The organism is Corynebacterium pelargi, from assembly GCF_014635485.1.
Lineage (GTDB): Bacteria > Actinomycetota > Actinomycetes > Mycobacteriales > Mycobacteriaceae > Corynebacterium > Corynebacterium pelargi.
The window spans coordinates 43303-68333 of the sequence record NZ_BMCX01000005.1 but is presented as its reverse complement, the minus strand read 5'-3'; the positions used below and the strand labels follow the sequence as shown (position 1 = coordinate 68333).

Sequence of the window (25031 nt, the reverse complement as noted above, 5' to 3'; positions counted from 1 at the left end):
CCCAAAGGAAGGATCGCCAGCTCTGCGTTCCAAAGCAGGGCAGAAGCTGATTCCTCGGTGGAGAGCGTAGAGGATGCGATGCGAGGAGCGTAGAGTCCTACACTCCAGCAGCTCCATGTGCGTGCAGAACAGCACAACCTGTACAAGCCACCGCGAGAAGGAAAGAGCATGAGCAAACGCCGTATCATCGCCACCGTCGCTTTCGTGCTTGGCATGCTCGCCGCTGGGTGGTTGTGGATGCAGGGCCACCACCTTGCAGCAGCCGGGGTGTTACTTATTCCGGCTGCATGGAACCTTTTTAGCTCTGTGCCTAGCTCTAAGGAAATCAAGGAACTCGAGCAGCTTCGCTATCGAGACAATCCGAGCCCGGATGAGGTCAAGCGCTATCGCGAAGCTCACCCGGGCTCATCAATCACTGAGGCAATCGCAGCGCTTAAGCGCCAGCAGAAACCACCTCAGCACTAGCTCGCGCACTGCAGATCGGCATTAGTGCGCCCAGTTCTTCAGCGGCACGCCCTATTCGTGTATCCAGCTCCCCGCCGGTGCCAAGGCTTGCCAAGTCCTCGGCTGTGGCGAACACTCCGGTGGGCACCACGGTGGCGCGCATGAAGTTCAGCAGTGGGCGCATTGCATGATCCAGCATGAGCGCGTGCCTGCCTGAACCGCCGGTGGCTGCGAGTACCACGGGCTTGCCCTGCAGCAAGCTTGGGTCCAGCACGTCAAAGAATAGCTTCAGCATGCCGGAGTAGCTGGCCTTCATCACGGGTGTGGCGATGATGAGGGCGTGGGCGTCGACAAGCTTGGCAATGGCCTGCTCCAACGGGGCAGTGAGGCCTTGACCAGCCATCGCCTGGGCCAAATCCGGCAGCAGCTCGCGGATCTCCACGGTGCTGATCTTCTCGCCGGGGAATTGGGCGGCGATGGCTTCGGCGAGACGCAGGGTTGAGGAGGGCTGCGAGAGCCCTGCGCTCACGATGGTGATGGCGTTCATGCTGAGTGCTGTGCCGGGTGGATCTGGAAGTGAGGGTTGGATTCACCAGCCTCGCGTGCGGCCACCAGGCTTGCGTGGGTGGGCGGATCGGAAGGCACGTGATCGGGGCGGCGCTCCTCCATGCGGCGGCGAAGCTCCGGCACGACCTGGGTACCCAGAATCTCGATCTGGTTGAGCACCACCTCAAGTGGCAGGCCGGCGTGGTCCACCAGGAAGAGCTGGCGCTGGTAGTCGCCAACCCAATCCGCGAACTGCATGGTGCGCTCGATCACCTGCTCCACGGTGCCCACCGTCAGCGGAGTCATCTCGGTGAACTGCTCCAGGGAGGGGCCGCCGCCGTAGACGGGTGCGTTATCGAAGAAGGGGCGGAACTGCTTCTTGGCCTCAGCCTCGGTATCAGCGATAAAGGTCTGCCCGCCCAGGCCCACAATGGCCTGATCAGCCTGGCCATGGCCGTATTGCTCGAAGCGCTTGCGGTAGATCTGCACCATCTTGGCGGTGTGCTCTTTGTTCCAGAAGATGTTGTTGTGGAAGAAGCCATCGCCGTAGAAGGCGGCCTGATCAGCGATTTCCACCGATCGGATGGAGCCGTGCCAGACGAAGGGGGCGACGTTGTCCAGCGGGCGCGGGGTAGCGGTAAAGCCTTGCAGCGGGGTGCGGAACTTGCCCTGCCAGTTCACGTCCTTCTCGCGCCACAGGCGACGCAGCAGGTCGTAGTTTTCCAGTGCCAGTGGGATGCCCTGGGTGATGTCCTTGCCAAACCAGGGGTAGACCGGCCCGAAGTTGCCGCGGCCCATCATGAGGTCCACGCGGCCATCGGCCAGGTGTTGCAGGAAGGAGTAATCCTCGGCGATCTTCACCGGATCATTGGTGGTGATCAGCGTGGTGGAGGTGGAAAGCTGCAGCTTCTTCGTCTTTGCGGCGATATAACCCAGGTGCGTGGTGGGCGAAGAGGGCACGAAGGGTTCGTTGTGGTGTTCGCCGGTGGCAAATACGTCTAAACCGACCTCTTCGGCCTTGAGTGCGATCTGCGTCATGGCGTTAATGCGCTCGTGCTCGCTTGGGGTTTGCCCGGTGACGGGGTTTTTGGTGACGTCGCCGACGCTAAAAATTCCGAATTGCATGCTGTGCTCCTCCAGTTGTTGTTGATATGACAACAAGTTAGCGCTGCGACGCCAGTTTGTCAATACCCCTTGTAGCTTTGCCCTTCCTCTACTGCGTTCCGCGCGCAATCACCGCTGCGTTGTAATGCCCTAAGACATAGCTGATCGCGTTGGGCTCAGCGCACATTTCCCACATGTATAAGGAGATATCCCATGAGGCAGAACCGAGCCATTCGTTTGTTGCTCAAATGGATCTTCGGCGTCCTCGGCTTGTATGCGTACTCGTGGGTTTCCGTGAACTACCTCGGGTTCTTGGACGAACACACCAACGTGACAGAAAAATGGCTAGAGCTTTCCGGCCTTTTCACATTGTTGTTCGTTCTTTGGGAAATCTACAAGCCTCGTAATTCAAAAAAGCCCGAGAGCTAAACCCCAAGCGCAACGCCCCTCCAACCACGTTTGTGGGGAAGGGCGTTGGTGCGTCGAAAAGCGAATTACTCGTAGGTAGATCGCAGATCCTTGTGGGCGGGGTCGTGCCAGTCGACGTTCACCTCGTCCTTGGTGGCCAGACCCTGGTCGGGCTGGTGAGGAACCTTGGCCACAATATTCTTGCGGGCGCGGCCTGCGCGGAGCTGGTTTTCCACGCGTTCGGCCAGGCGAGAGAGCAGGAAGTTAATGATGATCATGATGATTGCCACTACCACCATCGCCGCAAGGTAATTGCGATACCAGGAGGCGGCCTGCAGGCCAGAGCGCACGACCTCGACATAGCCGATGAGGTAGCCCAGGGCGGAGTCTTTCAGGGCGATGACCATCTGGCTAATCAACGCCGGCAGCATGGAGGCGATGGCCTGCGGCAGGAGGATCTTGATCATCGTCTGCGAACGCGAAAGGCCAAGGGCCATCGCTGCCTCACTTTGACCCTTGGGCAAGGCATTGATGCCAGAGCGCAGAATTTCTGCGATCACCGAGCCGTTATACATGGTCAAGCCGAATACCACTGCAGCAAAGGCGAGGTGCTGGGTTGGCACCAGGCCGTAGATGGCAAAGAGTTGGTAGGCGAAGATCATCAAGATCAGCACGGGGATGGCGCGGAAGAATTCCACGATCACAGCGCAGGGAATGCGGATGGCCTTGTTGTGGCTTAAACGCCCGATGCCGAGCAAACCACCGATCAGCAGCGCCAAGAGGATCGAGACCACTGCTGCTTTGATGGTGCCCAGCAGGCCTGGCAGCAGGTAGGTGGTCCACATATCCGAGGTGCTAAATGGCTTCCACAGCTCTGCTGCGAATTGGCCATTGGCATTCATGGTGGAGATCACCCACCAACCAACCAGCAGCAACATCACCACGGTGAGGGCGGTGAGGATCTTATTAAAACGTTCGCCTTTAGGGCCTGGAGTGTCATAGAGAACTGTTGCGCGGGTACTCATTAGCGCTTCACCTTCAATCGCTGAGCGGCGGCACCGAAGATCAGGCCAGTGGGCAAGGTTAGGATGATAAAGCCAAGGGCAATCACGCCGAAGATCACAAATACCTGGTCAGCGTGGCTTTCCACTGAGGACTTCATCAGCAAGGAGGCCTCAGCCACACCAATCACCGAGGCGATGGTGGTGTTCTTAGTCAGCGCGATCAAGGTATTGCCCAAGGGGACGATCGCGCCGCGCAGCGCCTGAGGGAAGATGATGTGGCGGAAGTTTTGCATGAAGCTTAGCCCCAAGGATCGTGCGGCTTCTGCCTGGCCAAAGGGCACGGTATTGATACCGGAACGCAAGGACTCTGCCACGAAGCTCGATGTGTAGATCACAAATGCCAAGACCGCGAGGCGGAAATTGTTCTGCGAGGTAAAGCTTGGCCCTTCAGGTGCGAGGGTGACGTTGAGGTTCACATAGAGGCCAAGGGAGGCAAAGAGCACGATCAACGTCAGCGGGGTATTGCGCGTGATGTCGATGTAGATGGTGGCGATGGTGCGCAAGATTGCTACGGGGGAGACGCGCATGGCCGTCAAGATGGTGCCAAGGATCATCGAACCAATGGCAGAGGCCACGGTGAGTTTGATCGTCATCCAAAAAGCCGGCAACAGATTTGGTGCCATATCGGCCCAGAGTTCTGCACTCATGAAATGTCCTCCTTCCTACTTCTTTTCTTCGGTGAAGGACAAATCACCGATCTTGGGCTTGGTACCTGGGTCGATGGCATCGCCGAGGTTGTTGTGAATGATCTTTTCGTACTCGCCAGAATCATGCAGGGCGTTTAATGCCTCATTGATTTCCGCAATGGCTTCGGGCTGGCCTTGAGCGATACCAATGCCATAGTTCTCATTGGTCCAATACGAACCATCCTCATTTTTCAGCTCAATCACTTTCATGGTGCCCGGGTATTGCTGGGCAAAGCCGGCCAGGATGGTGGCGTCGGTACTCAAAGCATCCACCTTGCCGCGGGCAAGGGCTTCCACGCAGGCGGAGTAGGTATCGAATTCTTGAAGCTGCACCTCAGGCAGTGCCTTTTTAATCTTCTGCGCTGGCGTAGAGCCGGTGACAGAGCAGAGCTTGGTGTCGGCATTCATGTCTTTTAAGCCGCTGATCGGATCATCGGCGCGCACCAAAATAGCTTGGTGCGTGAGCAGGTAGGGGCCTGCAAAATCCACGGCACGAAGCCGCGATGCGCTAATAGAGTAGGTAGCGGCAATCATGTCTACTTCGCCGTTATTAATCAGCGTCTCGCGTTGCGCCGAAGGGGTCTCGCGCCAGGTAATCTCCGGTTCTTCCCAGCCGTGCTTGTTGGCAATGTAGCTGACCACAAAGCGAGAAACATCCGGGTCTACACCCACAAATTCCTTTTGGGGTGTGCGTGCACCCAGGCCTGGCTGGTCAAATTTGGTACCAAGCACCACATGGCCTGCCTCAATATCTTGCAGTAGATTGCGCGGCCCGGAATCAGAGCAGGCGCTCAGTGCTGCGGTGCAGGCTAGCGCCAGCGCTGCGGCGATGCTGCTTTTTGCTAGTCGTTTCACAAGTTCACCTTCCCCTGGCTGCTAGTGGCCAAGGATCTTGCCCAGGAAGTCCTTGGCGCGATCCGATTCGGGGTTATTAAAGAAATCTTCGGGCGAGCGGTCTTCAACGATTTCGCCATCGGCCATGAACAGGATGCGGTCGGCTGCCTTGCGGGCAAAGCCCATTTCGTGCGTCACACACACCATGGTCATGCCCTCGCGGGCTAGATCATCCATCACCTCAAGCACCTCATTGATCATCTCGGGGTCGAGGGCGGAGGTTGGTTCGTCGAAAAGCATCACTTTCGGATCCATGGCCAGGGCGCGCGCAATAGCCACGCGCTGCTGCTGCCCGCCGGAAAGCTGCGCGGGGTATTTTTCGGCCTGCTGCGCGATGCCCACGCGCTCGAGCAGTTCCATGGCGCGTTTGCGTGCGGCTTCTTTGGATTTGCCACGCACTTTGATCGGGGCGAGCGTGACGTTATCCAGGATGGTCATGTGGCTAAACAGGTTGAATTGCTGGAACACCATGCCCACCTCGGCGCGAAGTTTGGCCAGGTCTTTGCCTTCTTCTGGCAGGAGTTCGCCGTTGATGCGAATTTCGCCTTCATCAATGGTTTCAAGGCGGTTGATGGTGCGGCAGAGGGTGGATTTGCCGGAACCCGAGGGGCCAAGCAGCACAACAACCTGGCGGGAGGGAATTTCCAGGTTGATGTTGCGCAGCGCGTGGTAATCGCCAAAGTGCTTATTCACGCCCCGAAGGGAAATCATCGAAGTGGATGTGTTCTCTGTCATACTGGCATCCTAGGGTAAGAGCGCTCACAGACAAAGTGCCTTGGATCTTTTTGCTTTTCGACGCCCCTCCAACGCATCCGCGATGCCCCTGATAACTTCGCCCAAGGTACTAAAAGGTATAGAATCTGCCGGGGTTTCTGATGGACGTTGATGTAGAACAAGTGCTCAAGCGCCTCGGGGCACCCGAGAGGGCACCGAGTCTGGCTGAGGTGCGCTTGCTTCCAGAACACTATTTTGCGCAACATTGGCCCAAGGCAGAACAACACTTGCCTGTTCTAGCTGGTGAAACGCCGAAGCGTTCGGTGTGCCGCGAGGATCTTTTTGCCCTTGGTGCCGCAGCCAGCGGACCGGAAGATATGCGCAATTTTTATGTGGCCGTCTGCGCCTGGGGTGCGGGAACCAGTGCCTTGAGCGCCTATCGCCTCGCCCGGCCACTGCGCCAGCCTGACCTGGAGGAACGCTTATGGGCGGGGCTGTGTTTAGCCCAACGCGGCGATGCTCTTGGTGCTTATGAGGCACTCAGTGGAAGCCATCGCGTGAAATTTCTAGGGCCTGCGTTTTTTAGCAAGCTCATGCACTTCGTGGCGCCGCCACCTGAGGTGGGCGATGTGCGCCCGCCGATCATCCTGGATTCACGCGTGGCCCAGGCGCTGGGGTGGAGAAAAACGGCCTCGTGGACGCCCGCGGAATACCTGGCCTACCTGGATGCAGCCGAGCAACTGCGGCTTCGCTGGCGCCCCGATCTGCCGCTCGACGTGGTGGAATACCAGCTTTTTGCCGTGGGCAAGCTTGTCTAGTTTGGCCGGATGAGCATGGCCTAGCCCACGCTCCAGGTGGCTTGAGGATCGCGCTTGTTACGCCCATGCCACTGCACCAGGCCTTGTTTGCGCAAGGCATTGAGGTGGCGAAGCACTGTCGGCCGCGCCAAGCCCAAAAGTGCGGTGAGCTGACCGGTGCCCAGGGGCTGCTTGGCAAGTTTAAGCTCGTGCACAATCCTTGTGGCAGTAGCCCCCATCTGATCCGGCACTGCCTTGGCCGGGGCAGTCTCACTAAAAAGCGTCAGCCGTACAGCCTCGGTGAATTGCTGATAATGCGGATCCGCAAAACCTGCCTCGCGCATGGCTTGGCACATCCTGCGAATCCCCGCACCACGTGCCTCACTGACACCCAGATCGGCGCACACCCTGGCTACCCGCGGGTTGCGGGCATTACGAAACAGCCTGCTCACAGTATGCGGATTGGTGTTATTGGGAAAACGACCAGGGCTGGTGATTTCAATGCGGTTATCAAATACCCGCACGCGCACATGATCGCCTGCCATGGCATAAGAACGGTGAATCACCGCATTGCGTAAGCCCTCCAACCAGGCCTCACGGGGAATGGAGGTGCCGAGATGCTCTATAGCTTTTGCCGCTGCTTTGATCTGCTCAGGAATGGAACCTTCGCAACGAATCACCTCGTGTTCACCACGGACCTCTACATAGGCATAAGGGAACATCGTCTGGGGGCGCTTGGCTAGCAGTAAGTAAGCGGCCACGCACACATTGCCCTCAACGCTTAAAAGATCGCGTGCACGCAGCGCCTTTTTCGGCGAGGAAGTACCCAGTGCGCGCTGAAATCCTCCCAAGAGCTTTTGGTCTAGCAGCACCCGAAAATGCGCGGTGTTTTGCAAAGCGCGGGCAGTAAACCCTTCTACCTCACGATCCCAGCACAGCTCCTGGCGCTGGTTCATATTCAGCTTCTTATTGCGCGTGCCCACACGCACATAGCATTCGCCGCTGGCGAGCTCGTGGTAGAAGTGCCAAGGGTCTACATAGACCAGGCAGAAATCGGGGTAATCGCGGAAGTGGGCATGGAAGTCTGGGTGAATGAGCAGGCAGGCTTCGTGATAAAGCTCTTCGTCGCCAGAGTAGATGAGGGTGCCGCCTTCGGCGTTGTGGAAGGCCAAGAGGGTGATGGCAAGATCGCGTGCGGTGCTGCCTTCTGGGAGTTTGGAAAACCACTGGCTCTCACGCAGTTTTGGCAATTCTGCGCTGGCGAATTTCTTACCCTGCGACACCACTCGGGCTGCCTGGGCAGAAGCACTCATGGGGGAGGGATTGTGGCGCACAGACATGCTCTAACTCTAACACTGCCTAAACCTCAGAGCTGGAACGAAGGGTAACTTGAAAGGCTATGAGCACTGCACTAGATCAACGCTGCGAAGACTATATCCACGCACTGGTTCGCCTGAGCCCGCTCAGCGCCACCGCATGGGGCATGGATCAAGAAAACGCCACCCAGATCGACGCCTTTACGCCCGAATACCACCAACAACTGGCGCATCTGGCCCAAAACCTGCGCGATTTTGCGCTGCAATACCAGGCCGAAAACACCCAAGACGAGGTCACGCGCACCACGCTGATTGATCGCCTCGGTGTGGAACTTGAGGCCTTTGAGGCAGGCGAGCACCTGCGCCACGTCAATAACATCACCAGCCCGGTGCAGTGGATCCGCGACACGCTGTTTCAGATGCCAGCCGACACAGATCAGCAGCGCGAAGTACTCGCTGCGCGTGTGGCGCAGATTCCTCAGGCACTCAAGGGCTATCAGCAGAGCCTAGAACTTGGTCAATCGCGCGGCCTGCTGCCTGCTGCTCGTCAGGTGGCCGGGGTACAGGAGGATCTTCGTGCCTTCGCATCCAAGCTGCCCGCAGAAAACCCAGAGGTCAGCGCCTATCTGGAAGAATTCGCCACCTGGATGGGCACGCTCAAAACAACCCAAGACGATGCGGTGGGAAGGCAACGCTATGAGCTTGCCAGCCGCCAGTGGGTCGGGGCATCGCTAGACCTCGAAGAGGCCTATGCCTGGGGCAAGCAGCGCCTGGCTGCCATTGTAGCCGAACAAGAGCGCATCGCCGCTGAGCTTTATGGCGAGGGCACCAGCGTAGAAGAAGCGATGGCGAGGTTAAATGAGGAACAGCGCTACACCATCGATGGCGTCGAGGCCCTCCGACAGTGGATGCAACAACGATCCGATGAGGCACTTGCAGCCCTAGCCGGTGAGCACTTCGATATTGAAGGCCCTGCCCGCGAGCTCGAATGCTGCATTGATCCGGCAGGCACCGGCGGCATCTTCTACACCCCGCCGAGCGCGGATTTCTCGCGCCCTGGCCGCATGTGGTGGTCCGTTCCTGCAGGCCAGGAGCAATTCCACACCTGGCAAGAACTCACCACCGTCTATCACGAGGGCGTGCCAGGTCACCACCTCCAATGCACCGCCGCCATGCAGCAGCCACTGAATACCTTCCGCCGGATCGCCTGCTGGAATTCCGGCCATGGTGAAGGCTGGGCGCTCTATGCCGAACAGCTCATGGCCGAGCTTGGCTTCCATGAAGATCCCGCTACTCGTATGGGGCTTCTCGACGCCCAACGTCTGCGCGCCGCACGCGTGGTCTTGGATATCGGCTTCCACCTGGGCCTGCCCAACCCAGATGGCGGCGAGTGGAGCTACGAGTACGCCTGGGAATTTTTGGCTGCCAATTCCTCCATGGACGTGCCCAATAGACAATTCGAGCTCATGCGCTACCTGGGCTGGCCCGGCCAAGCACCCTCCTATGCGCTCGGCCAAAGGCTGTGGGAAGAACTCCGCGATGATGCCCTCGCCCAAGGCATGAGCCTGCGCGAATTCCACACCAAGGCCCTGGCGGTAGGCAGCGTGCCCATGAGCATTCTGCATAAGGCGGTGCTAGGCCAAGACCAGGCCTAGCGGCATTCCCTAGTGCGGGCTCGTGCTTCTAGCAGGTGAGGCTAGTGCCCGCGCGCAATCCATTCTTGGAGGTGCGGTGCCTCCTTGCCAATCTCCGTGGCATCACCGTGGCCGGTATAGACCTCGGTTTCGCCCGGCAGCGTGAGCAGCTTGTGACGGATCGAATCGATGATCGTGTCAAAGGAGCTGTACTTGCGGCCAGTCGCGCCGGGCCCGCCGGCAAAAAGGGTGTCGCCGGAGAAGAGCACCTTGGCGTCGGGAAGATAGAAGGCGCAAGAACCGGGGGAGTGCCCTGGGGTGTTGATCACCTGCAACTTCGAGCCTGAGATAGCAAAGGCCGAGTCCTGCTCAAGTTCCTCGAAGGGCAGGTCTTGGTGGGTTTCTTGCCACAGGGGAGCATCGCCTGGGTGCAGGAAGATGCGCGTATCAAAGTGACGTGCAAGCTCAGGGGCGACATTGACGTGGTCATTATGCGCATGGGAGCACAACACGCCCAGCACATTGCGATTGCCCACCGCCTCAATGATCGGCTCGGCATCGTGGGCTGCGTCGATGATGTAGCAGTCGTGGTCGTCGCCAAGCACCCAAATATTGTTATCTACTTCCCACTCGCCACCGTCGAGGGCGAAGATGCCGTGGGTGACGACGCGGTCGATACGCAGGCCAGATTCAGATGTGCTCATGCTTGCTCCATTTCTACGACAGATCGCAAGACCTTGCCTTGCTTCATGGTGTCAAAGGCGGCATCGACATCGCCTAAGCCGATGCGCTCATCTACGAAGGAATCCAAGGGGAAACGCCCCTGCTGGAAGAGGTCGGTGTACATGGGGAAGTCGCGCTCAGGCAAGCAATCGCCATACCAAGAAGACTTCAAAGCGCCACCGCGGCCAAAGACATCCAGCAATGGCAATTCGAGTTTCATATCGGGCGAAGGTACACCCACCAGCACCACACGGCCGGCAAGATCACGGATATAGAAGGCCTGCTCATAGGTTTCGGGGCGGCCCACCGCATCCACTGCTACATCCACGCCAACACCGCCGGTGAGGTCTTGGACCTTTGCTACTAATTCATCGCGGCTTAGACCCTTGGAATTAATGGTGTGCGTTGCGCCGAATTCCTTCCGGGCCCTTTCCAACTTCTCCTCGGAGATGTCGATAGCGATGATGGTGCTGGCACCGGCTAAGGCTGCACCTGCAATCGCGGCCATGCCAACACCGCCCACGCCGATCACGGCAATGGATTCGCCGCGCTTGATTTCGCCGGTATTCACGGCGGCACCAAGGCCGGCCATAATGCCGCAGCCAAGCAGGCCGACGGCGCCGGGATCAGCGTCGGCATCCACGCGGGTGCACTGCTTTTCATGCACCAAGGTCTTTTCTGCAAAAGCACCAATGCCCAGTGCTGCCTCAAGCTCAGTGCCGTCTTCTAAGGTCATGGGCTTGGAAGCATTGTGGGTATCAAAGCAATACTTCGGCTCGCCCTTCTTGCATGCACGGCACTCGCCGCACACCGCACGCCAATTCAGCACCACAAAATCGCCTTCTTGGACGTGCTCTACTGCCGAGCCGGTGGCCTCTACTACGCCGGCGGCCTCGTGGCCGAGCAGGAAGGGGAAATTATCGCTGATATTGCCTTCGCAATAGGCAAGATCGGTATGGCATACACCGCAGGCTTGGATCTTGACCACCACATCATGCGGGCCTGGTTCGGGAATGCAGATGGTGGTGGAAGTAGTGGGGGCGTTGGCCTCGGTAGCGATGATGCCTTGGACTCGTGCGTATTCAGCCACGGTGCTCCTTCGATCTTGTACGTAGCTTTCAGGGTTGTAGGCGCCATGGTACTGACTTCCGGGCGCAACGTGCCTGGTAGAAAGCATTTTCAATAGCTTTGGGGCTGGGGATTCACCTGAGCAAACAAGCAGCAAAGGCGTGCGGCTCTCAAGGATTCATAGCAAGCAGCATTGCGGGCGCTGAGCTCTTCCGGGCATCCTGCTCACGCCTTTGGTCTTAGGTAGCCGAGGGCAGTTGGGCGCTAAGAAAGCGAAAAACAGAAGGCATCAGGGCATCAACATCATTGGCCATCGAAGCAAAGGCCTCTGCCGGTTGGCCGATGGGATCAGCTAAGTCACTTTCAAAACCAGGCGGAAGCTGCTGCTGTATGCCGCCGGTGTATGCGCCGACCGGATCCTTGCTACCCAAGTAGGCGGCCTGTTTCAGCGTGAGCGTGTGCCTGAGGCTTGGGGCGTAGAGGCGGGCAATGTGTGTGATGTGGCTTCTGCTGGCCACCAGGATCAATTGGGCGGATCGCAATTGCTGCACGCCCAGGTGTGAGGATCTACCGGCACGAGCGTCAATGCCGCGAAGCTGTAATTGATCGAGCGTGAACTCGTGATAAGGATTCCCATTGACGGCATGGGTGCCAGCACTGCGAACCTCCACGTCAATCCCGCGAGAAAAAGCCTCACCCGCAAGCCGGTACTGGATGTAGGGGGAGCGGCAAACGTTTCCCGTGCAGACAGTTAGGATTGAGAAGGTCATATGACCATTAAACAGTACGGCCAAGCCGTAAGGATCGACTGGATTTAAAGCAGGTACACACCAGATGCGCAGCTCAAAGTTCAAGCAATTGTGCGCCATGGGGTTTGGCCTAGGTCCGGGGCTCTTGCTTTCTTTTGTCCTGGCAGCAGTCCTTGGGCGCGAGGCCTCCGACCGTGTGATCCTGCTGTTGTCCATGAGCATTTTGGGCACCGCGATCGTGACCCAAGCTGCAGAAGCATTTGCAGTAGCCGAGTTATCCAAATACCTCCAACACGGAATCAAAGCTACAGAGGCGCTGAAAAAGACCCTCGCCAAATTGGCCATCCCATCGGCTGTTGGTGTCATCGCAGTCGCGGTGATTACCTTCGGCTCGTTTAGGATCAGCGGTGCCTTTATCAACCTCGACGCCGTCTGGTTGGCCATCATTGCGCTTTCGGTGTACTTGAGCTGCGTGATCAGCCCCTTAGCGGCACTGCTGATCGTGGCGGGCAAATCCTATATCCCTTTAGGCACACAGGGGTTTCGCTATCTAGCAGTGATCATCGCAGTGGTGATCCTGCCCCAACTAGGTGCGGCCGCAGTACTGTTTTTCCTTCTAGGTGACGTGCTGCGCGCCATTGTGTTGTTCAAGGCCCAACAGGCCACGGTGGTTGAATTCGACGCCAGCGAGGCGCAGCCTTCGCAGCAACAAGAGCACCAAAGCGGTGCGGGGTCGCTCTACCAGCAATTTAGCTCCAACGGCATTACTCAGGCATCGGTGTTAGTAGAACGAGCCGCCATTTCTTCTGGGCCTACCGGTGCGATCACCTACTACGAAATTGCCGACAAAATTGCCTATATCTTGATCCAGGCGGCCTACGCCTTTGGCATCTTGCCCGCGATGGCGGCCTGGGCAAAGCTTTCGGGAGCAGCCAATTTGCGCGGTGCCTATGCGCAGTTCCACCGAGATATGCGCAAACTGCTGATGTATTGCGCCGTGCTAGCTATCCCCGGAGCGGTGGCAGCGTTTGTGATCTCCGAGCAGACTTCCCTGCCCCAAGGCGTGCAAGACATCGGGCTATATGCAGCGGTGCTGCTCATCGCGGCCTTACCCATCACGTATGTGTTCGGCGCCATGCGCTTCCTGGTCATGCTTGGTGGCCAGCGCTACTTCATCCCGGTAGCCATCGTCTCCATTGTGATCATGGTCGTGGTGGGTTTCAGCCTCTTTAGCGTGCTTGGAGTCGTTGGCATGCTCCTGGCTCGCCTGCTCAGTAGAACAGTCACGGCACTGTTGTACTGGGGAGCCATCCGCAAACTCGTCGCAGCAGAGCCCGCGGAGGCAGCCTAAACCGGTTTATCTAAGCCCGTTTGGACCGAGCGAGGCTGCTCAGCGAACCCTTGACACCCTTGGCCCAGCCAATGGCGCGGCGGATGCGAAACTGCATGGAAAGCGGTAGCCGCGCGGCCATCCGGGCAGCGCTTGTCCGCGCTCCCTTTTTGTCATAGGCCTGAACAAGCGGCTCAATTGCCTTAATAAAGCCGCGCACATCGTCGTTGCGCTTGGCGGATTGGAAGAGCGCAATCGAGGAGGCGCTGAGTTTGCGGCGCTGGCGGATTAACCACACTCTTGCTTCATCGACGTGCTCATAGCTTGGCTGCACTCGTCGTTGCGGCACGGGCAGCCCCTGAGCAACATCGTCTGCCAATCGAACCTCCAGCCCACGGCGGCGATGGCGCACATTGCCGGCCTGGGACTGCACTGCCTCTGCAGCTTCGAGAGGGGTGGTGGAAATCGCGCCTGATTGGGTGGCCTCATCCACGATCTGTTGAATCAGCGGGGAGCGAACCACCACCACGTTGTGGCCGAGGGGATCGCTGGTGAATTGAGGCAGCCACGCATCGCCGAAGACGATATCGGCTGTTTCGGCAAAAATGTCATCGCAGAAATTGCAGGCATTGGGTTGGAAGAAGCCGTGGCCCCAGTTCGTTCCAATGAGCTCGAAGGTTTTTCTGCTCTTCAGCTTGCCGTCCTTGCTGCGCACCGCGGTGGCGTAGCGGTTGGCAGAGCCCTCGGTCGCCTTGACGCGGAAATCAATGGCGGCCACATCCCGAGGCGGAACCCCAAGCTGCCAACTTAAGAATTCTGCGAAGCCGGTGGTTTTCATGTGCCCGCACACCAGACCCAGGGTGAATGGGACGAGCTCTTGGAGGTCCGGTTGCTGTTCTTGGAGGAGGCGAAGTGCTTGAATATGGCAGGGGATGCCGATGAATGCGTACCTGCCGCCCTGCTCGCGGGCTTGAGCCAGTGCCTGTGAAAACTCCACGGGGTAGTAGGCAGATTTGCGGTGGGCGGTGAACTCTTCCAGCGAATCTGAGACTCCGTAGGCGATGAGCTGGCCTTGATGCTGGTTCTTGGCGTGGATCACGCCGTCGACTTCGCCCCTGCGGAGCAATTCGGCTGCGACGAATGACACCATTCCGCCTGAAGAAGAACCGAAGCGGTAGCCATCGTCATTGACCTTGCATGCAGCAACGCTGCGATGAAAGCCCAGCACATCGTCGTGCGGGAGGTCTGTTCCAAAAAGCTTCGTGCTCAGGGCATCAATGCCGGTGGAGGCATCGCTGAAGGGACACACCGTATCGGCGGGGTCCTGAGCCTTTTGCGGCATCGTTGGCCGGTATTGCCCATCACCATCCAACCCCATGCTCACCTGGGTCGGGTTAGCAAAGGCACAGCCACCGCAGCCGATGCACATGTCGCGGTCGAGCACATTCTTCACGGTGAAAGGAAGCGTTAATCCGGCCATACTCATCTCCTATGAGTGTGTTATGAGTCAGTTTTGGGCGTGTTCTAGCTATTTGCGAAGCAAGGATGCGATGACCACAAGAATGAACATCGGTCCGACAACCAGATAGCGTTTTGCTAGCCTTCGGGGTTCTTGAAGGAGTCGGTAGAACCATTCAAGCCCAAGCTTTTGCATGAGCTTCGGTGCCCTATTTACAGCGCCCGCGGCGAAATCCACGGCGGCGCCGGCGCCCACATAAAAAGCTGGGGGCAGATGTTCTTGATTCGCCTGGAACCATTGCTCCTGTTTTGGCGAGCCGAGGCAGATAAACACAAGCTGCGGTGCGAGTGCAGCTAGTTGCTCAGCAATATCTTCGTTGGCTTCGGGCGTTGCTTGGAAGGGGATGGAGATGCCTTCGAAGCGCGCATCGGGGTTTTGCGCCCTTAATTGCTCAATGGCAGCCTCGCGCACTTCGTCCTTGCCGCCGAGGATGACGATGGTGTGCTCCTTGGTGGCTCGTTTTGCAGCCGTGGGCAGGAGATCTGCGCCGGTGACCCGGTGGAAGCCTTTGGCTCCTAGGAGTTTGAGTAGCCCGAGGACAGGGGCTCCGTCGATAAGGTAAAAATCCCCCGAGCGAAAGGTTGCTCGCCACTGCGCATCCGTGATGAGCCGATTGACCTGATCCACATTGGGGGTGATGAGCAACTGGGCGCACGCAGGCGCTTTGCCAAGGAACGTGTCGAGCGCATCCTCAACGCTGCCGCGGAAAAGCGTTTGGCCATCAAGCTCGGCATGGTGTCCGGATGAATCTACAGAGATGGTTGGAATGTGCATGGTTTAAGCCTTTCCAGCTCGTTTCCTTGTATGCAGGACCGATGGTGTTGCTTCTTGGCTTTTCGACGTCCCACGTTGTGCATCTTTCACGCCCTGGTTGGGTAGAAGGTAAGCCGCTAGCACAATGGCGGGGATGGCAACGATCGAGCCGAAAATCGCCTCGGAAAATAGTGAGGCACAAAACCAGGAGGTGAACACAGCCAGGCCGATGGGGTGCAGCTTCGGCAGGACGAAATACAGCACCAGGCCAAGCAACACCACGCCGATGATGCCGGTTTGATACACGAAGGTGCCGAGTGCACTTTCGGCACCGGTGCTCAGCCAATCATGGCGGGAAATTTCAGGATTGTAGAGCCGGTAGAAGTTGCCTCCGCTACCCACCCCATGACCAAAGGGTGCTTCTGCCAATGAGTACACACCCTCTAATAGGCCGGCGATGTGGATACTCGTAGACTCGCCACCCGATCTGCCAATCGGATCGGACCACACGCCTGCAAGATAGCTCGCGCCTTGGACCGTCGCTGTGTACACAAAGGTCGACACCGTGCCGAATGCCATTGTGAGGCCGAATGCCACCCTGGGAGACTGCGGCCACTTGCTGATGAGCAAGTAACACACCACAGCGGTGGCCACAACCAGCAGCGAATTCTTGGTGGCTGCAAGGAAGATGGTGCTCAGCGCTGCGATGCAGCCCAAAAGGAGGCCGAATATCACCAACAACTGGCCTTGCCTTGGGTGCCAAAGGCGGTCGATTAAGACGAGCAAGAGGTAGCTCAGCAGGAAGCTTGCTACATAACCGGCATTAATTGGTTCCACCAGGAATCCGCCTACGCGAAGGGCGGATCGACCAAAGACCATGGTCTGTTCTGAAAGCGCATTCAGGCCAGCCAAGGTGTCCACATTCATGATGCGTTTCCATGAACGTGAACCGATTTGGGCTTCAAGGATGGAGCCGATTGCAAGGAAGATCGCCAAGCCGACGGCCATGAGGTAGAGGCGGATTTTCAGCAATACTTGATTGCTTCGGGGGCTGGCGATAATCGCAATCAGCAATAAGAAGGGCAGGATAAAGTTCCTTGCATTCGCTGCAAAGCTCTGGTCAATCTGTGCGGCAAGCGCTACCACGCCCAGGGCGTAGGCAATGGCCAAAAGGAACCAATAGCGGCCGAAGCGGGTAGTAAAGACGGCGCGTAAGAGCATCACCCCGGCGAGGATGACCAGGATGATGGACTTGGTCTCGCTGACTGCAACCGGAATGGCGCCATCGTCGCCGTGGACTAATCCAAGGATGGTGTTTTGGGTAACGGCCGTGGTGATAGCCAGCAACAGGGCCGTGTATTCAGACCAGATCGACAGCGCCAAGGTGACGATGCCAACCAGCAGCAGCGAGTAGAAGGTGGCAGCGTTGCCGGAGCCCTGCGGGAACAGGGCGAGGGGGACGATGTAGAGAAACAGCGTGACAACCACCACGCCTACCAGACGAAGCAGCTCGCGGCTGACGATCCGGTTGAGCTGCGCGTGTGGCAATTCTTTCACCACGGTCTTCGCTCGGGGCTGCGTATCAGGCATACTCGAAACCTTCATAGTTGCCTAGGGAACGCTCATGCATCCGGGGGAGGCTAAGCGAAAGCTGCTGCTGGACCGACTCGCGGTTGGCGTCGAGCTGCTTGAGCGATTGCACGATTGCTTGACCCATGGATGCACCTGGTTCAACCAGGAGAAATTCAAGGCCGAGATCCTTGAGCAGGCCTTCGACTTTGCCTTGAGTGCCCAACACCACGGCTGGGGTGGATTGGATGAAGCTGATGATGGACAAGTGCATCCTGCCGGTGACCACCACATCCGCTGCGTTGGCGTAGGCGGCAATCTGCGCCGGCCTCAGCAGCGTGTCGATCACGGCATAGTCGATGCCCCGAGCCTGCAAGTGCGAGGCGAGGGCTTCAATGGCGAGGTGATCGTTGCCGCCACTATTGGCCACATGTGGCGTAAGCACAATGCGGCGCCCGGTTGAGGCGAGGTATTGGCATACTTCCACATACTCTTTGACTAGCCCATGGCGAGATTCGATCAGCCCAGACACATTGAGTAGGGCGTAGGGCTGCTCAAAGAAGCGCTGCGGTTGTGCAGAGGCAATGTGGTCGGCGCTGAAGACCAAGTCGGCTGAAAGCGTTGCACTGGCTTCGGTAGAAGATTGGAAGCGCTGCCAGGACACGCTATCCCTGCACAAAGCCCTGACACCTGCGCCGACTGCACGTTGAGCAACGCCACTAATGAGCGGGCTGATCGAGGTTCCCCAGCTAAAACCAAAGACTCTGGTGTCGATGCCGTTTTCGGCACTGGCCTTGGCCAAAGACCACAACCTATAAGCAGAACCACGGTGGTAGCCGCCGTCGATAATGTCTGCGCCGATGATGGCGAGGTACTTGTGCTCTGCGATGCATTCCGCCAATGCCTGCAAGGTGTCGGTGACCTTGGATCCGCGACCATAGATTACGTCGCCAAGCTCGCGCACACGCACCGAAGGATCGTCGATAACGTAGGTCGATGATTTCCGGGTGATGACGGTGACGGGCTTGGGGCCATGCTGGATCGCAGCCTCCAGCATGGCTTGATCGCCAATATTGTTCGATCCGGTGGAAGCAATAATGACGGTGCCAGCGCCTTGCTTTGGCTGCTGCTTGAACACTTGAGCAAACAAGGTCTGATCGCGCTGTTCTACTCTGCGCAAGGAGCGCTCAGAATCGAGGTACTCAAGGCCTTGTTTGCGGGCAGATTTCAGTACTCGGACGACGGGGGAGGGCAGTTTCGACAGCAGGTGGTGTAGTTGATGAGCCATGCCGTTGCGCTTACTTTCCGTTCTCAGGTTCGTCTTCCCGAGCTCCAGGAGGTACTTGCGCCCCGTTGGAATCAGCGTCGGATACCTTAGCGTCCTCCACCTCAGGCTGAGCGTCGTTCACCTCAGGCTTAGCGTCGTTCACCTGCGAACCCTCGCCGGGTAAAGCGACTTGCTGGCTGGTGGTGCTGTTTTTCCCAGCGTAATAGTAGTGGTTATAGGCGCCGGGACGAGAAGAGCTCCGCGTATGGGTAATGACGGTGCCGAGCAAGTGAGCACCAACCTGCTCAAGCGACTTGATGCACTCGGTGAAGTTCTCGCGGGTGGTGGAGTTCCATTTCACCACGACGACGGTTCCGTCGACCACGCGCGCCAACAAAGCAGCATCGGTTACGGGCAGTACCGGGGTGGAGTCGACGATCACGAAGTCATAGTGCTCCTTGAGCTCGGCGATGAGCTTGCTAAGCGCTTTGGAGCCGATGATCTCTGCTGGGTTCGGAGGAATAGAGCCTGCCAAGAGCACGTCGACGCCGCCATCGAGGGTGGCTACGGCATCGGCGAAAGGAATGTTGTGAAGCAGGACGTCCGTTGCGCCAAGCGGTGCATCGACCTGGAGATATTCGCTCAGGCGGGGGCGACGGAGATCGGCTTCCACCAGGCAGACGGAGGCTCCCAATTCTGCCAGCGATGTGGCGAGGTTGATCGAAACGACGGACTTACCCGAGCCTGCCAGCGGGCTGGTGATCTGGATAACCTTCGGTTGATCGTCGATCGCGCAGAACTGCAGGTTTGTTCGCAGCGTCCTGAAAGTTTCAGTGGTGTGGGAGTAGCCCTGGGCAAAGTCGAGTGCACGGCGCGTGTTGAGCGACTTGTCCATCGGGATAGAGCCCAGGTGCGGAAGGGTGCTGAGTGCTTCCAGATCTTCCTTATCGCGCAGGCGCCTATCCGCCAGGTGGAGGGCCGAAGCGATCAGCAGGCCGATGAACAGGCCCACAATGGTGCCGGCGATGATGAAGGCAACCTTGCCGGGGCCTACCGGGGTGGCAGCGATCGTTGGTGCTGCAATCACCGAGGTTTGGATCGTGGGAACTTCCTTCGCTTCCTCGGTGTAAGTTTCAGGCACTTCTTGGGTGGAAGTCTCACGCACTAAGTCCTGGAACACGCTGAGTGCATCTTCCAGTATGCGCTGTGCTTGATAGGCATCTTCTTGCACAGCGGAGACTTCAAGCAGTACCGAATTAGGTGCAATAGATGCGCTCAGGCTATCGGCTACATCTTCTTGGCTAATATCTGGGCCCATACGGTTGGCCACTTTTTCAGTCACTGCCGGGTTGGTGATCAACTCGGCATAGGACTTTGCCATCTGTTGGCTGGTGAGGTTGGCCTGATAGGGGTTCGTTGTTTCTCCCGCAACCTGATTGGTGGAGATATACACCGTTGCCGATGAGCGGTACTCGGGAGTGCGAAATTGGAAGACCCCGAAGCCCAATAATGCGCCAATGAGCGTGGCGATAAGGAGAACGGGCCAGCGGTGCCGAAGAAAGCCAAAGAGTTTGTCGGTTTGCATGTTATTGCCTTGAAAATAGAGGGTTGATGTGGGTCGGCACTAGTATGCGCCTTCTTTAGAGATTACGGCTCGCGCGGTGTTCCAAAGAATGTACAAGTCTCCAAGTAGTGACCAGTTTTCCACATAGGAAAGGTCGAGCCGGACGGACTGCTCCCAGGAAAGATTTGATCGGCCGGAGACTTGCCACAGCCCAGTCATGCCGGGTTTTACTAGCATTCTGCGAGCAACCATTGAGTCGTAGCGAACCACTTCCTCTCTCAGGGGCGGGCGCGGTCCCACCAGGCTCATGGTGCCACCGAGCACATTAAAGAGCTGGGGGAGCTCATCCAGGCTGAAACGGCGCAGGAAGCGACCCACTTTGGTGACGCGGGGATCTTCTCGCATCTTAAACAGCACGCCGCCCTCGCTTTCGTTTTGAGAGCTGAGCTGCTCTTTCATCCGGTCTGCGCCTGGAACCATCGTGCGGAATTTGATCATGCCGAAGGGTTCATTCTGCAGTCCGATCCTCTCGGAGACGTAGAAGACAGGTCCGCGGCTCGTCAGCTTCACCACGAGCGCGCAAAGCAGCAGCACCGGAGAGAACAGGATGATCAGCAGGAAGGCGCCAATCCGGTCGAGCAGCACCTTCGAGATGCGGTTGGCGCCCTCGTAACGGGGTTTGTCGATGTGAATCAAGGGCACGCCTGCGGCCGGGCGCATGTGCATGCGAGGCCCCGAGACGTCGATGAGGCCAGGTGAAACGAGCAGATCGACTTCCGTGGCCTCAAGCTCCCACGTCAATTCGCGCATGCCGGTGTGGCCGAGGGATTGGGTTTCATAGATCGCCACAGTGTCGGCGCCGGTAGCCTCGACGAGTTGGCACACCTCTTTCCAGGAGTTCACTACGGGAACATCGGGCGAGATCTCTTCGGAAAGGGCCAGTGGTACATTTTCGGTTTTGCAAATCCCGACGATGCTCCATGGGGTGCCGGCGCCGTGGCCGAGGAGTGGGAGCACATCGCTGGTGGCTTTGCCGCCGACGACGATGACGCGCCTGCGGCAGCGTCCTTCGCGGTATTCCTTGAGCAGTTTGTGCCGCCAGAACCAGTGGTTCGCCAGAAGCAATATCAGACCCAAGCTGAAAGAGACGGCGAGGTATCCACGCGAGAGGTCGGTTTCGGTGAGCACGCTAATGATGGCGACGACACCGAAGACAATGAATGTTGCGTTAAAAACTTTCGAGTACTCATCGGGGCCGATGCCGAGGATTCTCTCATCTGAGGTGTGGAGCACCCGCAGCGTAATGAGCCAAATGATGATGATGACTGGCGTAATAACTAAATAGGAGAGCTTGGTGTTGCCGGCCACCGCGAAGGAGGGGTCGGTGCCGAATCGGGCCAGGTTGCCGACCGTCACAGCGATCGTGACGGAAAGGGCGTCAAAGAGCCTGACAAAGGTCCTGAGTTGCTTGCGTCGAAGCTTCACGCTGATCGCCTGCGGTGACGCTGTAGCTTTTGCGTGCTTGGCGCCTGAGCGTCGAGGGTTTCGAGGTTCTAGACCGTGTTGGGCGGAGGAGGAAGCCATGAAATTTATTCGCTAATCGGAGGGTTGGCAAACGATTTATCGAGGTATTCGGTCGGAGGGATTGGCTAGGTAACGAAAGTTGAATTCTAACCGCACCGGCGTGTTGGAGCAATCGTTTCACTGGCTAATCAGTGACTCATATCATTGCGCTGGTTAGTGATAAGCGTTTACTAAATCTGAGTTTATGCCGTTAAGCAGCGCCGATGTCCGACACTTTTGGTGGGCGATGTATTGAGCGCAAAACGGAGGATTTATTGAACGAAACGCAGCACCAGATTTCCTTGCTGAACATGAATATCCGAGTCGGGTTTGAACGTACCTAAAGCGCTAGACATGTTATGCATTGAAATAAAAAATATAAAACGGTTAGGTTTGTCTATTCCTCACCATGTTTGGCTGTGGTCTACGCACAATATTCTACTAGAGATTGTCCAGGTGGGCGCCGGCGTTATTTGTGATTTAGCAAAACTATATTTTGCAATAGAAAAAAGATTTGAGCCTATCCGAACTGCCAAATCCCACGCTAGGTTCCTGGAGCCTTGCCAGAGATTGTTTCAGCGCAACGTTGTGGTGGCAGTCGGTCTTTTCTTGTAGGAATTTCGCCCCAAGGCATTGCTAACAACGATTGTCAATTACACAAATAGGGGTAATCCTTGTGGGATTCATTCGCTAATGAAAGTTCGCAGATGGGGAGTTAATGAAAAACCCCAGCACAATAAGCTCCGATATTGCTGCCCTGAGGGATAAGCAAAAACTGTGGCCTGTAATTCGCTGCAAGCTTTTGCTCTATTGCTTTAGCTCGTGGACACTATAAAGGCAGCGCACGCTCAAATTTTGTGCTGTTCAATGGAAGCCGTGCAATACCAAATGGTGCGCCGAAGGAGATAGGCAAGAAATGCGCGAATTGGCAATGTTGGCGGGCGCCTTAAGGCGTAAATGGTGGGTCATCCTGCTTACCGCAGTCGTTATTGCCGGGCTGGTCGGAGGCTGGGGAACGCTTCGGCAACAGGAGTACAGGGCCAGCGCGAGGCTCACCGTCACCATGACCGGAGACGCCTCATCTTCCAACGCCGTCTATCAAAACAACCTGGCGGCGGAAACCCGCATCGCCTCCTATGTTGAACTGGTTCGTTCCAACTTGGTGCTCGACCGCGTCTCGGAAGTCACGGGAATCCCCTTGGGGCAGTTAAGGGGCATGGTCAATGCCTCTGAGGTGAAAAACACGGTGCTTTTCGACGTCTCCGCCACCGCCAAGAACCCAGAGACTGCCTCGAAGGCAGCTCGGGGGCTCGCGGAGGTATATCCGGAGGTTATTGAGGAGCTAGAGACCCCGAAATGGGGACCTGAAGGCCCGCCCGTTGTCTTTGATGAGAATGGCAAGACCATTCCTTTTCGCACCGGACCTCAGGCATTCGCAACGATCGTTTCCGATAACACCCAGAACCCCTCAGTAGTGCCACCTACACGCACTCAGATGATCGCCCTTGGCCTCTTCGTCGGCATCATCGCCGGTTTGCTCATGGGCATTCTGGCGGACCTGCTTGATCGACGAGTGCGTCGCCCCGAAGAACTTATCTCCCTGGCTCCGGGCGTTCCGATCCTTGGCGAAGTACCTCAATCCCGATCCAGGGGAGAAAAGAAGGGCGTGTTGCTGGACTTCCGTTCCGGCCACTCTGCTTCCGCTGAGGCGCTGCGCGCAGCCCGCACATCCATGAGCTTCGTGGGAGGCGATCAAGAATCGCGAGTATTCCTCATTACCTCTGCGCTGCCAAGCGAGGGCAAAACCTTTGTGTCTGCCAATATCGCACGTGCTTACTCAGAGGCGGGAAGCCGAGTCTTGGTTATCGGCGCCGATCTACGCTCGCCCAAGATCGGTGCTGCTTTCGAAGTGCCGGAAGACGTCGGTTTATCAAACGTCCTCGCGGGCCAAATCGAGTTTGAAGATGTGATTTTCTCTGGTGGCGCCATGGAGCCCGACGTGATCCCATCGGGTCCAACGCCCCCGAATCCCTCCGAGCTTCTATCGAGCAAGCGAATGCAAGCGCTGCTGGAATGGGCTCGCGAGCACTATGACATCACCATCATCGACACCCCACCGGTCGATGCCGTCACCGACGCCGTGGTGCTGGCGCCGGCGGCAGACGCCGTGGTGCTGGTCGCTCGCGTCAATGTGGTGACCCGTACCGCTCTTGCCCGCACCCTGGAAAACCTCTCCATCGCAAATGTCACCCCCTCCGGTGTCATCGTGAACAGCGTGCGCAGCGGTGGCGGCTCGGGGTATGGCAAATACGGCTACGGCTATGGCTACGGCAATACCAAGAAATCCAATTCAACGGATGCCACTAAAGCTGCTGTTGCTCAAAACAAGGTGCTTCCAGAGGCACCCCAAAGCGAAGCAGTCGCTGCAGTTGCTACTGAAAAGCCACAGCCTGATCACCACCCTGACACCCACGAATTCCCGCCTGTTGTTGCTGAACAAGCACCGAAACCTCAGCATGAACCTGGGGCTGGCAACAATGCTGAGGGTAGATAACAGCAAGGCCCACGGCCTTAAAAGCTGTGGCGGAAGATCCTAGGTGGCGTGAGCTTCAATGATGTCGAGTAGAGCACTAATGCTTGTAGCGCAGGCACGGAAATCTTCCACCGTGCCACCGATGGGGTCTGCAATATCTGGCGCTTGGTATCCCCGACGTTTTCGGTGCGCTTCTCGGGTGCTGATCCCAGGATGGTCTTGGAGGATCGCTGCATACTCGCCCAAGGTAAAGGTCTTGGATACCGATGCCGGTGACATTGCTAGCACTTTCGAGCGTTGTGTTGCTTCCATGCACAACACCACAGAAGCATTAGTAATCTCGACTGGTGTAACCAACGTTGAAGAAAAGTCTTGTGCAACGATGCCCTGCTCTTTGAGTACCAAGGCCGAAAATTCGTGCATGGGTGTCCCGTTGAGGGCAGCTATACCGGCACTAGAGGCTTCAAAGCCTCTGGCTTGCCACAAAGCCTCGGCCAGAGGTGAACGGCAGATATTAGCCGTACAAATAAAAAGCACTGAGGACATGAGCCAAGTCTACGTTGGGAGGAATCGTCGATGAATACATTCGCATGGCGCCGCATGCTATTGGATGTGTGCATGTGGATGCCAGCGCTGATTTCGGCCATCTGGCTTCGGCTCGACTTTGAGCCAGTCACGATCAAACTTGGCCATTCCTATTGGCCGGTGATCGTGGCAGCGATCATGATTGGGCACGCGGTTTGTGGCTTGGCGTTCGGGGTGTACCGCCGCGGTAGTGGGGAACAA

24 protein-coding genes are annotated in these 25031 nt (G+C 57.5%); 7 read left to right on the top strand and 17 right to left on the bottom strand.

Going from position 1 to position 25031, the window contains the following annotated elements:
- The first annotated feature begins 168 nt into the window (after nucleotides 1-168).
- Nucleotides 169-465 carry a hypothetical protein gene (locus tag IEU99_RS10020; RefSeq protein WP_128888970.1) on the top strand — a complete coding sequence of 99 codons (297 nt, stop codon included), beginning with the start codon at nucleotides 169-171 and terminating at the stop codon, nucleotides 463-465.
- Here IEU99_RS10020 and IEU99_RS10015 read toward each other — a convergent pair.
- Together IEU99_RS10015 and IEU99_RS10010 are read right to left on the bottom strand one after the other, a co-directional pair.
- Nucleotides 434-991 (bottom strand): CE1759 family FMN reductase, encoded by a 558-nt coding sequence (locus IEU99_RS10015; protein ID WP_128888971.1) that lies wholly within the window; start codon nucleotides 989-991, stop codon nucleotides 434-436. The two genes, IEU99_RS10020 and IEU99_RS10015, sit on opposite strands and share 32 nt — an antisense overlap.
- Nucleotides 988-2115: a CE1758 family FMN-dependent luciferase-like monooxygenase gene (locus tag IEU99_RS10010; RefSeq protein WP_128888972.1), complete on the bottom strand. Its 1128-nt coding sequence runs from the start codon at nucleotides 2113-2115 to the stop codon at nucleotides 988-990. Before IEU99_RS10010 ends, IEU99_RS10015 begins: the two co-directional genes overlap by 4 nt.
- Nucleotides 2116-2307: 192 nt before the next feature.
- On the opposite strand from IEU99_RS10010, the gene IEU99_RS10005 reads away from it, so the two are divergent.
- Nucleotides 2308-2523: a hypothetical protein gene (locus IEU99_RS10005; protein ID WP_128888973.1), complete on the top strand. Its 216-nt coding sequence runs from the start codon at nucleotides 2308-2310 to the stop codon at nucleotides 2521-2523.
- A gap of 65 nt (nucleotides 2524-2588) precedes the next feature.
- Here IEU99_RS10005 and IEU99_RS10000 read toward each other — a convergent pair whose 3' ends face one another.
- The 4 genes from IEU99_RS10000 to IEU99_RS09985 are packed head-to-tail and all read right to left on the bottom strand — an operon-like array spanning nucleotide 2589 to nucleotide 5857.
- On the bottom strand, nucleotides 2589-3527 hold the full coding sequence (locus tag IEU99_RS10000; RefSeq protein ID WP_128888974.1) for an amino acid ABC transporter permease: 939 nt from the start codon (nucleotides 3525-3527) through the stop codon (nucleotides 2589-2591).
- Entirely contained in the window at nucleotides 3527-4213 is a 687-nt protein-coding gene (locus IEU99_RS09995; RefSeq protein ID WP_123959077.1) for an amino acid ABC transporter permease, read from the bottom strand. Before IEU99_RS09995 ends, IEU99_RS10000 begins: the two co-directional genes overlap by 1 nt.
- Before the next feature lie 15 nt (nucleotides 4214-4228).
- Nucleotides 4229-5107, bottom strand: a complete 879-nt coding sequence (locus tag IEU99_RS09990) for a glutamate ABC transporter substrate-binding protein (RefSeq protein ID WP_128888975.1) — start codon at nucleotides 5105-5107, stop codon at nucleotides 4229-4231.
- A gap of 21 nt (nucleotides 5108-5128) precedes the next feature.
- On the bottom strand, nucleotides 5129-5857 hold the full coding sequence (locus IEU99_RS09985; protein ID WP_164931209.1) for an amino acid ABC transporter ATP-binding protein: 729 nt from the start codon (nucleotides 5855-5857) through the stop codon (nucleotides 5129-5131).
- A gap of 164 nt (nucleotides 5858-6021) precedes the next feature.
- Here IEU99_RS09985 and IEU99_RS09980 point away from each other — a divergent pair, with 164 nt between their 5' ends.
- Nucleotides 6022-6678, top strand: a complete 657-nt coding sequence (locus IEU99_RS09980) for an 8-oxoguanine DNA glycosylase OGG fold protein (RefSeq protein ID WP_128888977.1) — start codon at nucleotides 6022-6024, stop codon at nucleotides 6676-6678.
- A gap of 20 nt (nucleotides 6679-6698) precedes the next feature.
- Here the strand turns inward: IEU99_RS09980 and IEU99_RS09975 are convergent, their stop codons facing one another.
- Nucleotides 6699-7997 carry an ATP-binding protein gene (locus IEU99_RS09975; RefSeq protein WP_128888978.1) on the bottom strand — a complete coding sequence of 433 codons (1299 nt, stop codon included), beginning with the start codon at nucleotides 7995-7997 and terminating at the stop codon, nucleotides 6699-6701.
- A gap of 59 nt (nucleotides 7998-8056) precedes the next feature.
- Here IEU99_RS09975 and IEU99_RS09970 point away from each other — a divergent pair, with 59 nt between their 5' ends.
- Entirely contained in the window at nucleotides 8057-9628 is a 1572-nt protein-coding gene (locus IEU99_RS09970) for a DUF885 domain-containing protein (protein WP_128888979.1), read from the top strand.
- 41 nt (nucleotides 9629-9669) lie between these two features.
- Here the strand turns inward: IEU99_RS09970 and IEU99_RS09965 are convergent, their stop codons facing one another.
- The 3 genes from IEU99_RS09965 to IEU99_RS09955 form a co-directional block, all read right to left on the bottom strand.
- Complete coding sequence (locus IEU99_RS09965; RefSeq protein ID WP_128888980.1) at nucleotides 9670-10311, bottom strand: MBL fold metallo-hydrolase; 642 nt, start codon at nucleotides 10309-10311, stop codon at nucleotides 9670-9672.
- Nucleotides 10308-11420, bottom strand: a complete 1113-nt coding sequence (locus IEU99_RS09960; RefSeq protein ID WP_229718479.1) for an S-(hydroxymethyl)mycothiol dehydrogenase — start codon at nucleotides 11418-11420, stop codon at nucleotides 10308-10310. Before IEU99_RS09960 ends, IEU99_RS09965 begins: the two co-directional genes overlap by 4 nt.
- Nucleotides 11421-11637: 217 nt before the next feature.
- Nucleotides 11638-12168 (bottom strand): arsenate reductase/protein-tyrosine-phosphatase family protein, encoded by a 531-nt coding sequence (locus IEU99_RS09955; protein WP_164931115.1) that lies wholly within the window; start codon nucleotides 12166-12168, stop codon nucleotides 11638-11640.
- A gap of 64 nt (nucleotides 12169-12232) precedes the next feature.
- On the opposite strand from IEU99_RS09955, the gene IEU99_RS09950 reads away from it, so the two are divergent.
- A complete protein-coding gene (locus tag IEU99_RS09950) occupies nucleotides 12233-13498 on the top strand; it encodes a hypothetical protein (RefSeq protein WP_164931116.1) in 1266 nt (421 codons plus the stop codon).
- A gap of 10 nt (nucleotides 13499-13508) precedes the next feature.
- Here the strand turns inward: IEU99_RS09950 and IEU99_RS09945 are convergent, their stop codons facing one another.
- Genes IEU99_RS09945 through IEU99_RS09920 form a run of 6 tightly spaced genes read right to left on the bottom strand, consistent with a single transcriptional unit; the run spans nucleotide 13509 to nucleotide 21733 of the window.
- Nucleotides 13509-14957, bottom strand: coding sequence for a Coenzyme F420 hydrogenase/dehydrogenase, beta subunit C-terminal domain (locus IEU99_RS09945; protein WP_164931117.1), 1449 nt, complete (start codon nucleotides 14955-14957; stop codon nucleotides 13509-13511).
- Between the two features lie 48 nt (nucleotides 14958-15005).
- Nucleotides 15006-15770 carry a WecB/TagA/CpsF family glycosyltransferase gene (locus tag IEU99_RS09940; RefSeq protein ID WP_128888985.1) on the bottom strand — a complete coding sequence of 255 codons (765 nt, stop codon included), beginning with the start codon at nucleotides 15768-15770 and terminating at the stop codon, nucleotides 15006-15008.
- Nucleotides 15771-15773: 3 nt separating this feature from the next.
- Nucleotides 15774-17339 carry a hypothetical protein gene (locus tag IEU99_RS09935; protein ID WP_128888986.1) on the bottom strand — a complete coding sequence of 522 codons (1566 nt, stop codon included), beginning with the start codon at nucleotides 17337-17339 and terminating at the stop codon, nucleotides 15774-15776.
- A complete protein-coding gene (locus tag IEU99_RS09930; RefSeq protein WP_128888987.1) occupies nucleotides 17332-18606 on the bottom strand; it encodes a polysaccharide pyruvyl transferase family protein in 1275 nt (424 codons plus the stop codon). The genes IEU99_RS09935 and IEU99_RS09930 overlap by 8 nt, the downstream gene beginning before the upstream one ends.
- Nucleotides 18607-18616: 10 nt before the next feature.
- Entirely contained in the window at nucleotides 18617-20170 is a 1554-nt protein-coding gene (locus IEU99_RS09925; RefSeq protein ID WP_128888988.1) for a tyrosine-protein kinase domain-containing protein, read from the bottom strand.
- A gap of 39 nt (nucleotides 20171-20209) precedes the next feature.
- Nucleotides 20210-21733 (bottom strand): sugar transferase, encoded by a 1524-nt coding sequence (locus IEU99_RS09920; protein ID WP_128888989.1) that lies wholly within the window; start codon nucleotides 21731-21733, stop codon nucleotides 20210-20212.
- An 895-nt stretch (nucleotides 21734-22628) separates the two neighbouring features.
- Between IEU99_RS09920 and IEU99_RS09915 the strand changes: the two genes are divergently transcribed.
- Nucleotides 22629-24266, top strand: a complete 1638-nt coding sequence (locus IEU99_RS09915) for a tyrosine-protein kinase domain-containing protein (RefSeq protein WP_128888990.1) — start codon at nucleotides 22629-22631, stop codon at nucleotides 24264-24266.
- A 39-nt stretch (nucleotides 24267-24305) separates the two neighbouring features.
- Here IEU99_RS09915 and IEU99_RS09910 read toward each other — a convergent pair whose 3' ends face one another.
- Nucleotides 24306-24791: an arsenate reductase/protein-tyrosine-phosphatase family protein gene (locus IEU99_RS09910; protein ID WP_128888991.1), complete on the bottom strand. Its 486-nt coding sequence runs from the start codon at nucleotides 24789-24791 to the stop codon at nucleotides 24306-24308.
- A gap of 30 nt (nucleotides 24792-24821) precedes the next feature.
- Between IEU99_RS09910 and IEU99_RS09905 the strand changes: the two genes are divergently transcribed.
- A partial coding sequence (locus tag IEU99_RS09905; RefSeq protein WP_188358307.1) for a hypothetical protein occupies nucleotides 24822-25031 on the top strand: 210 nt, incomplete at its 3' end.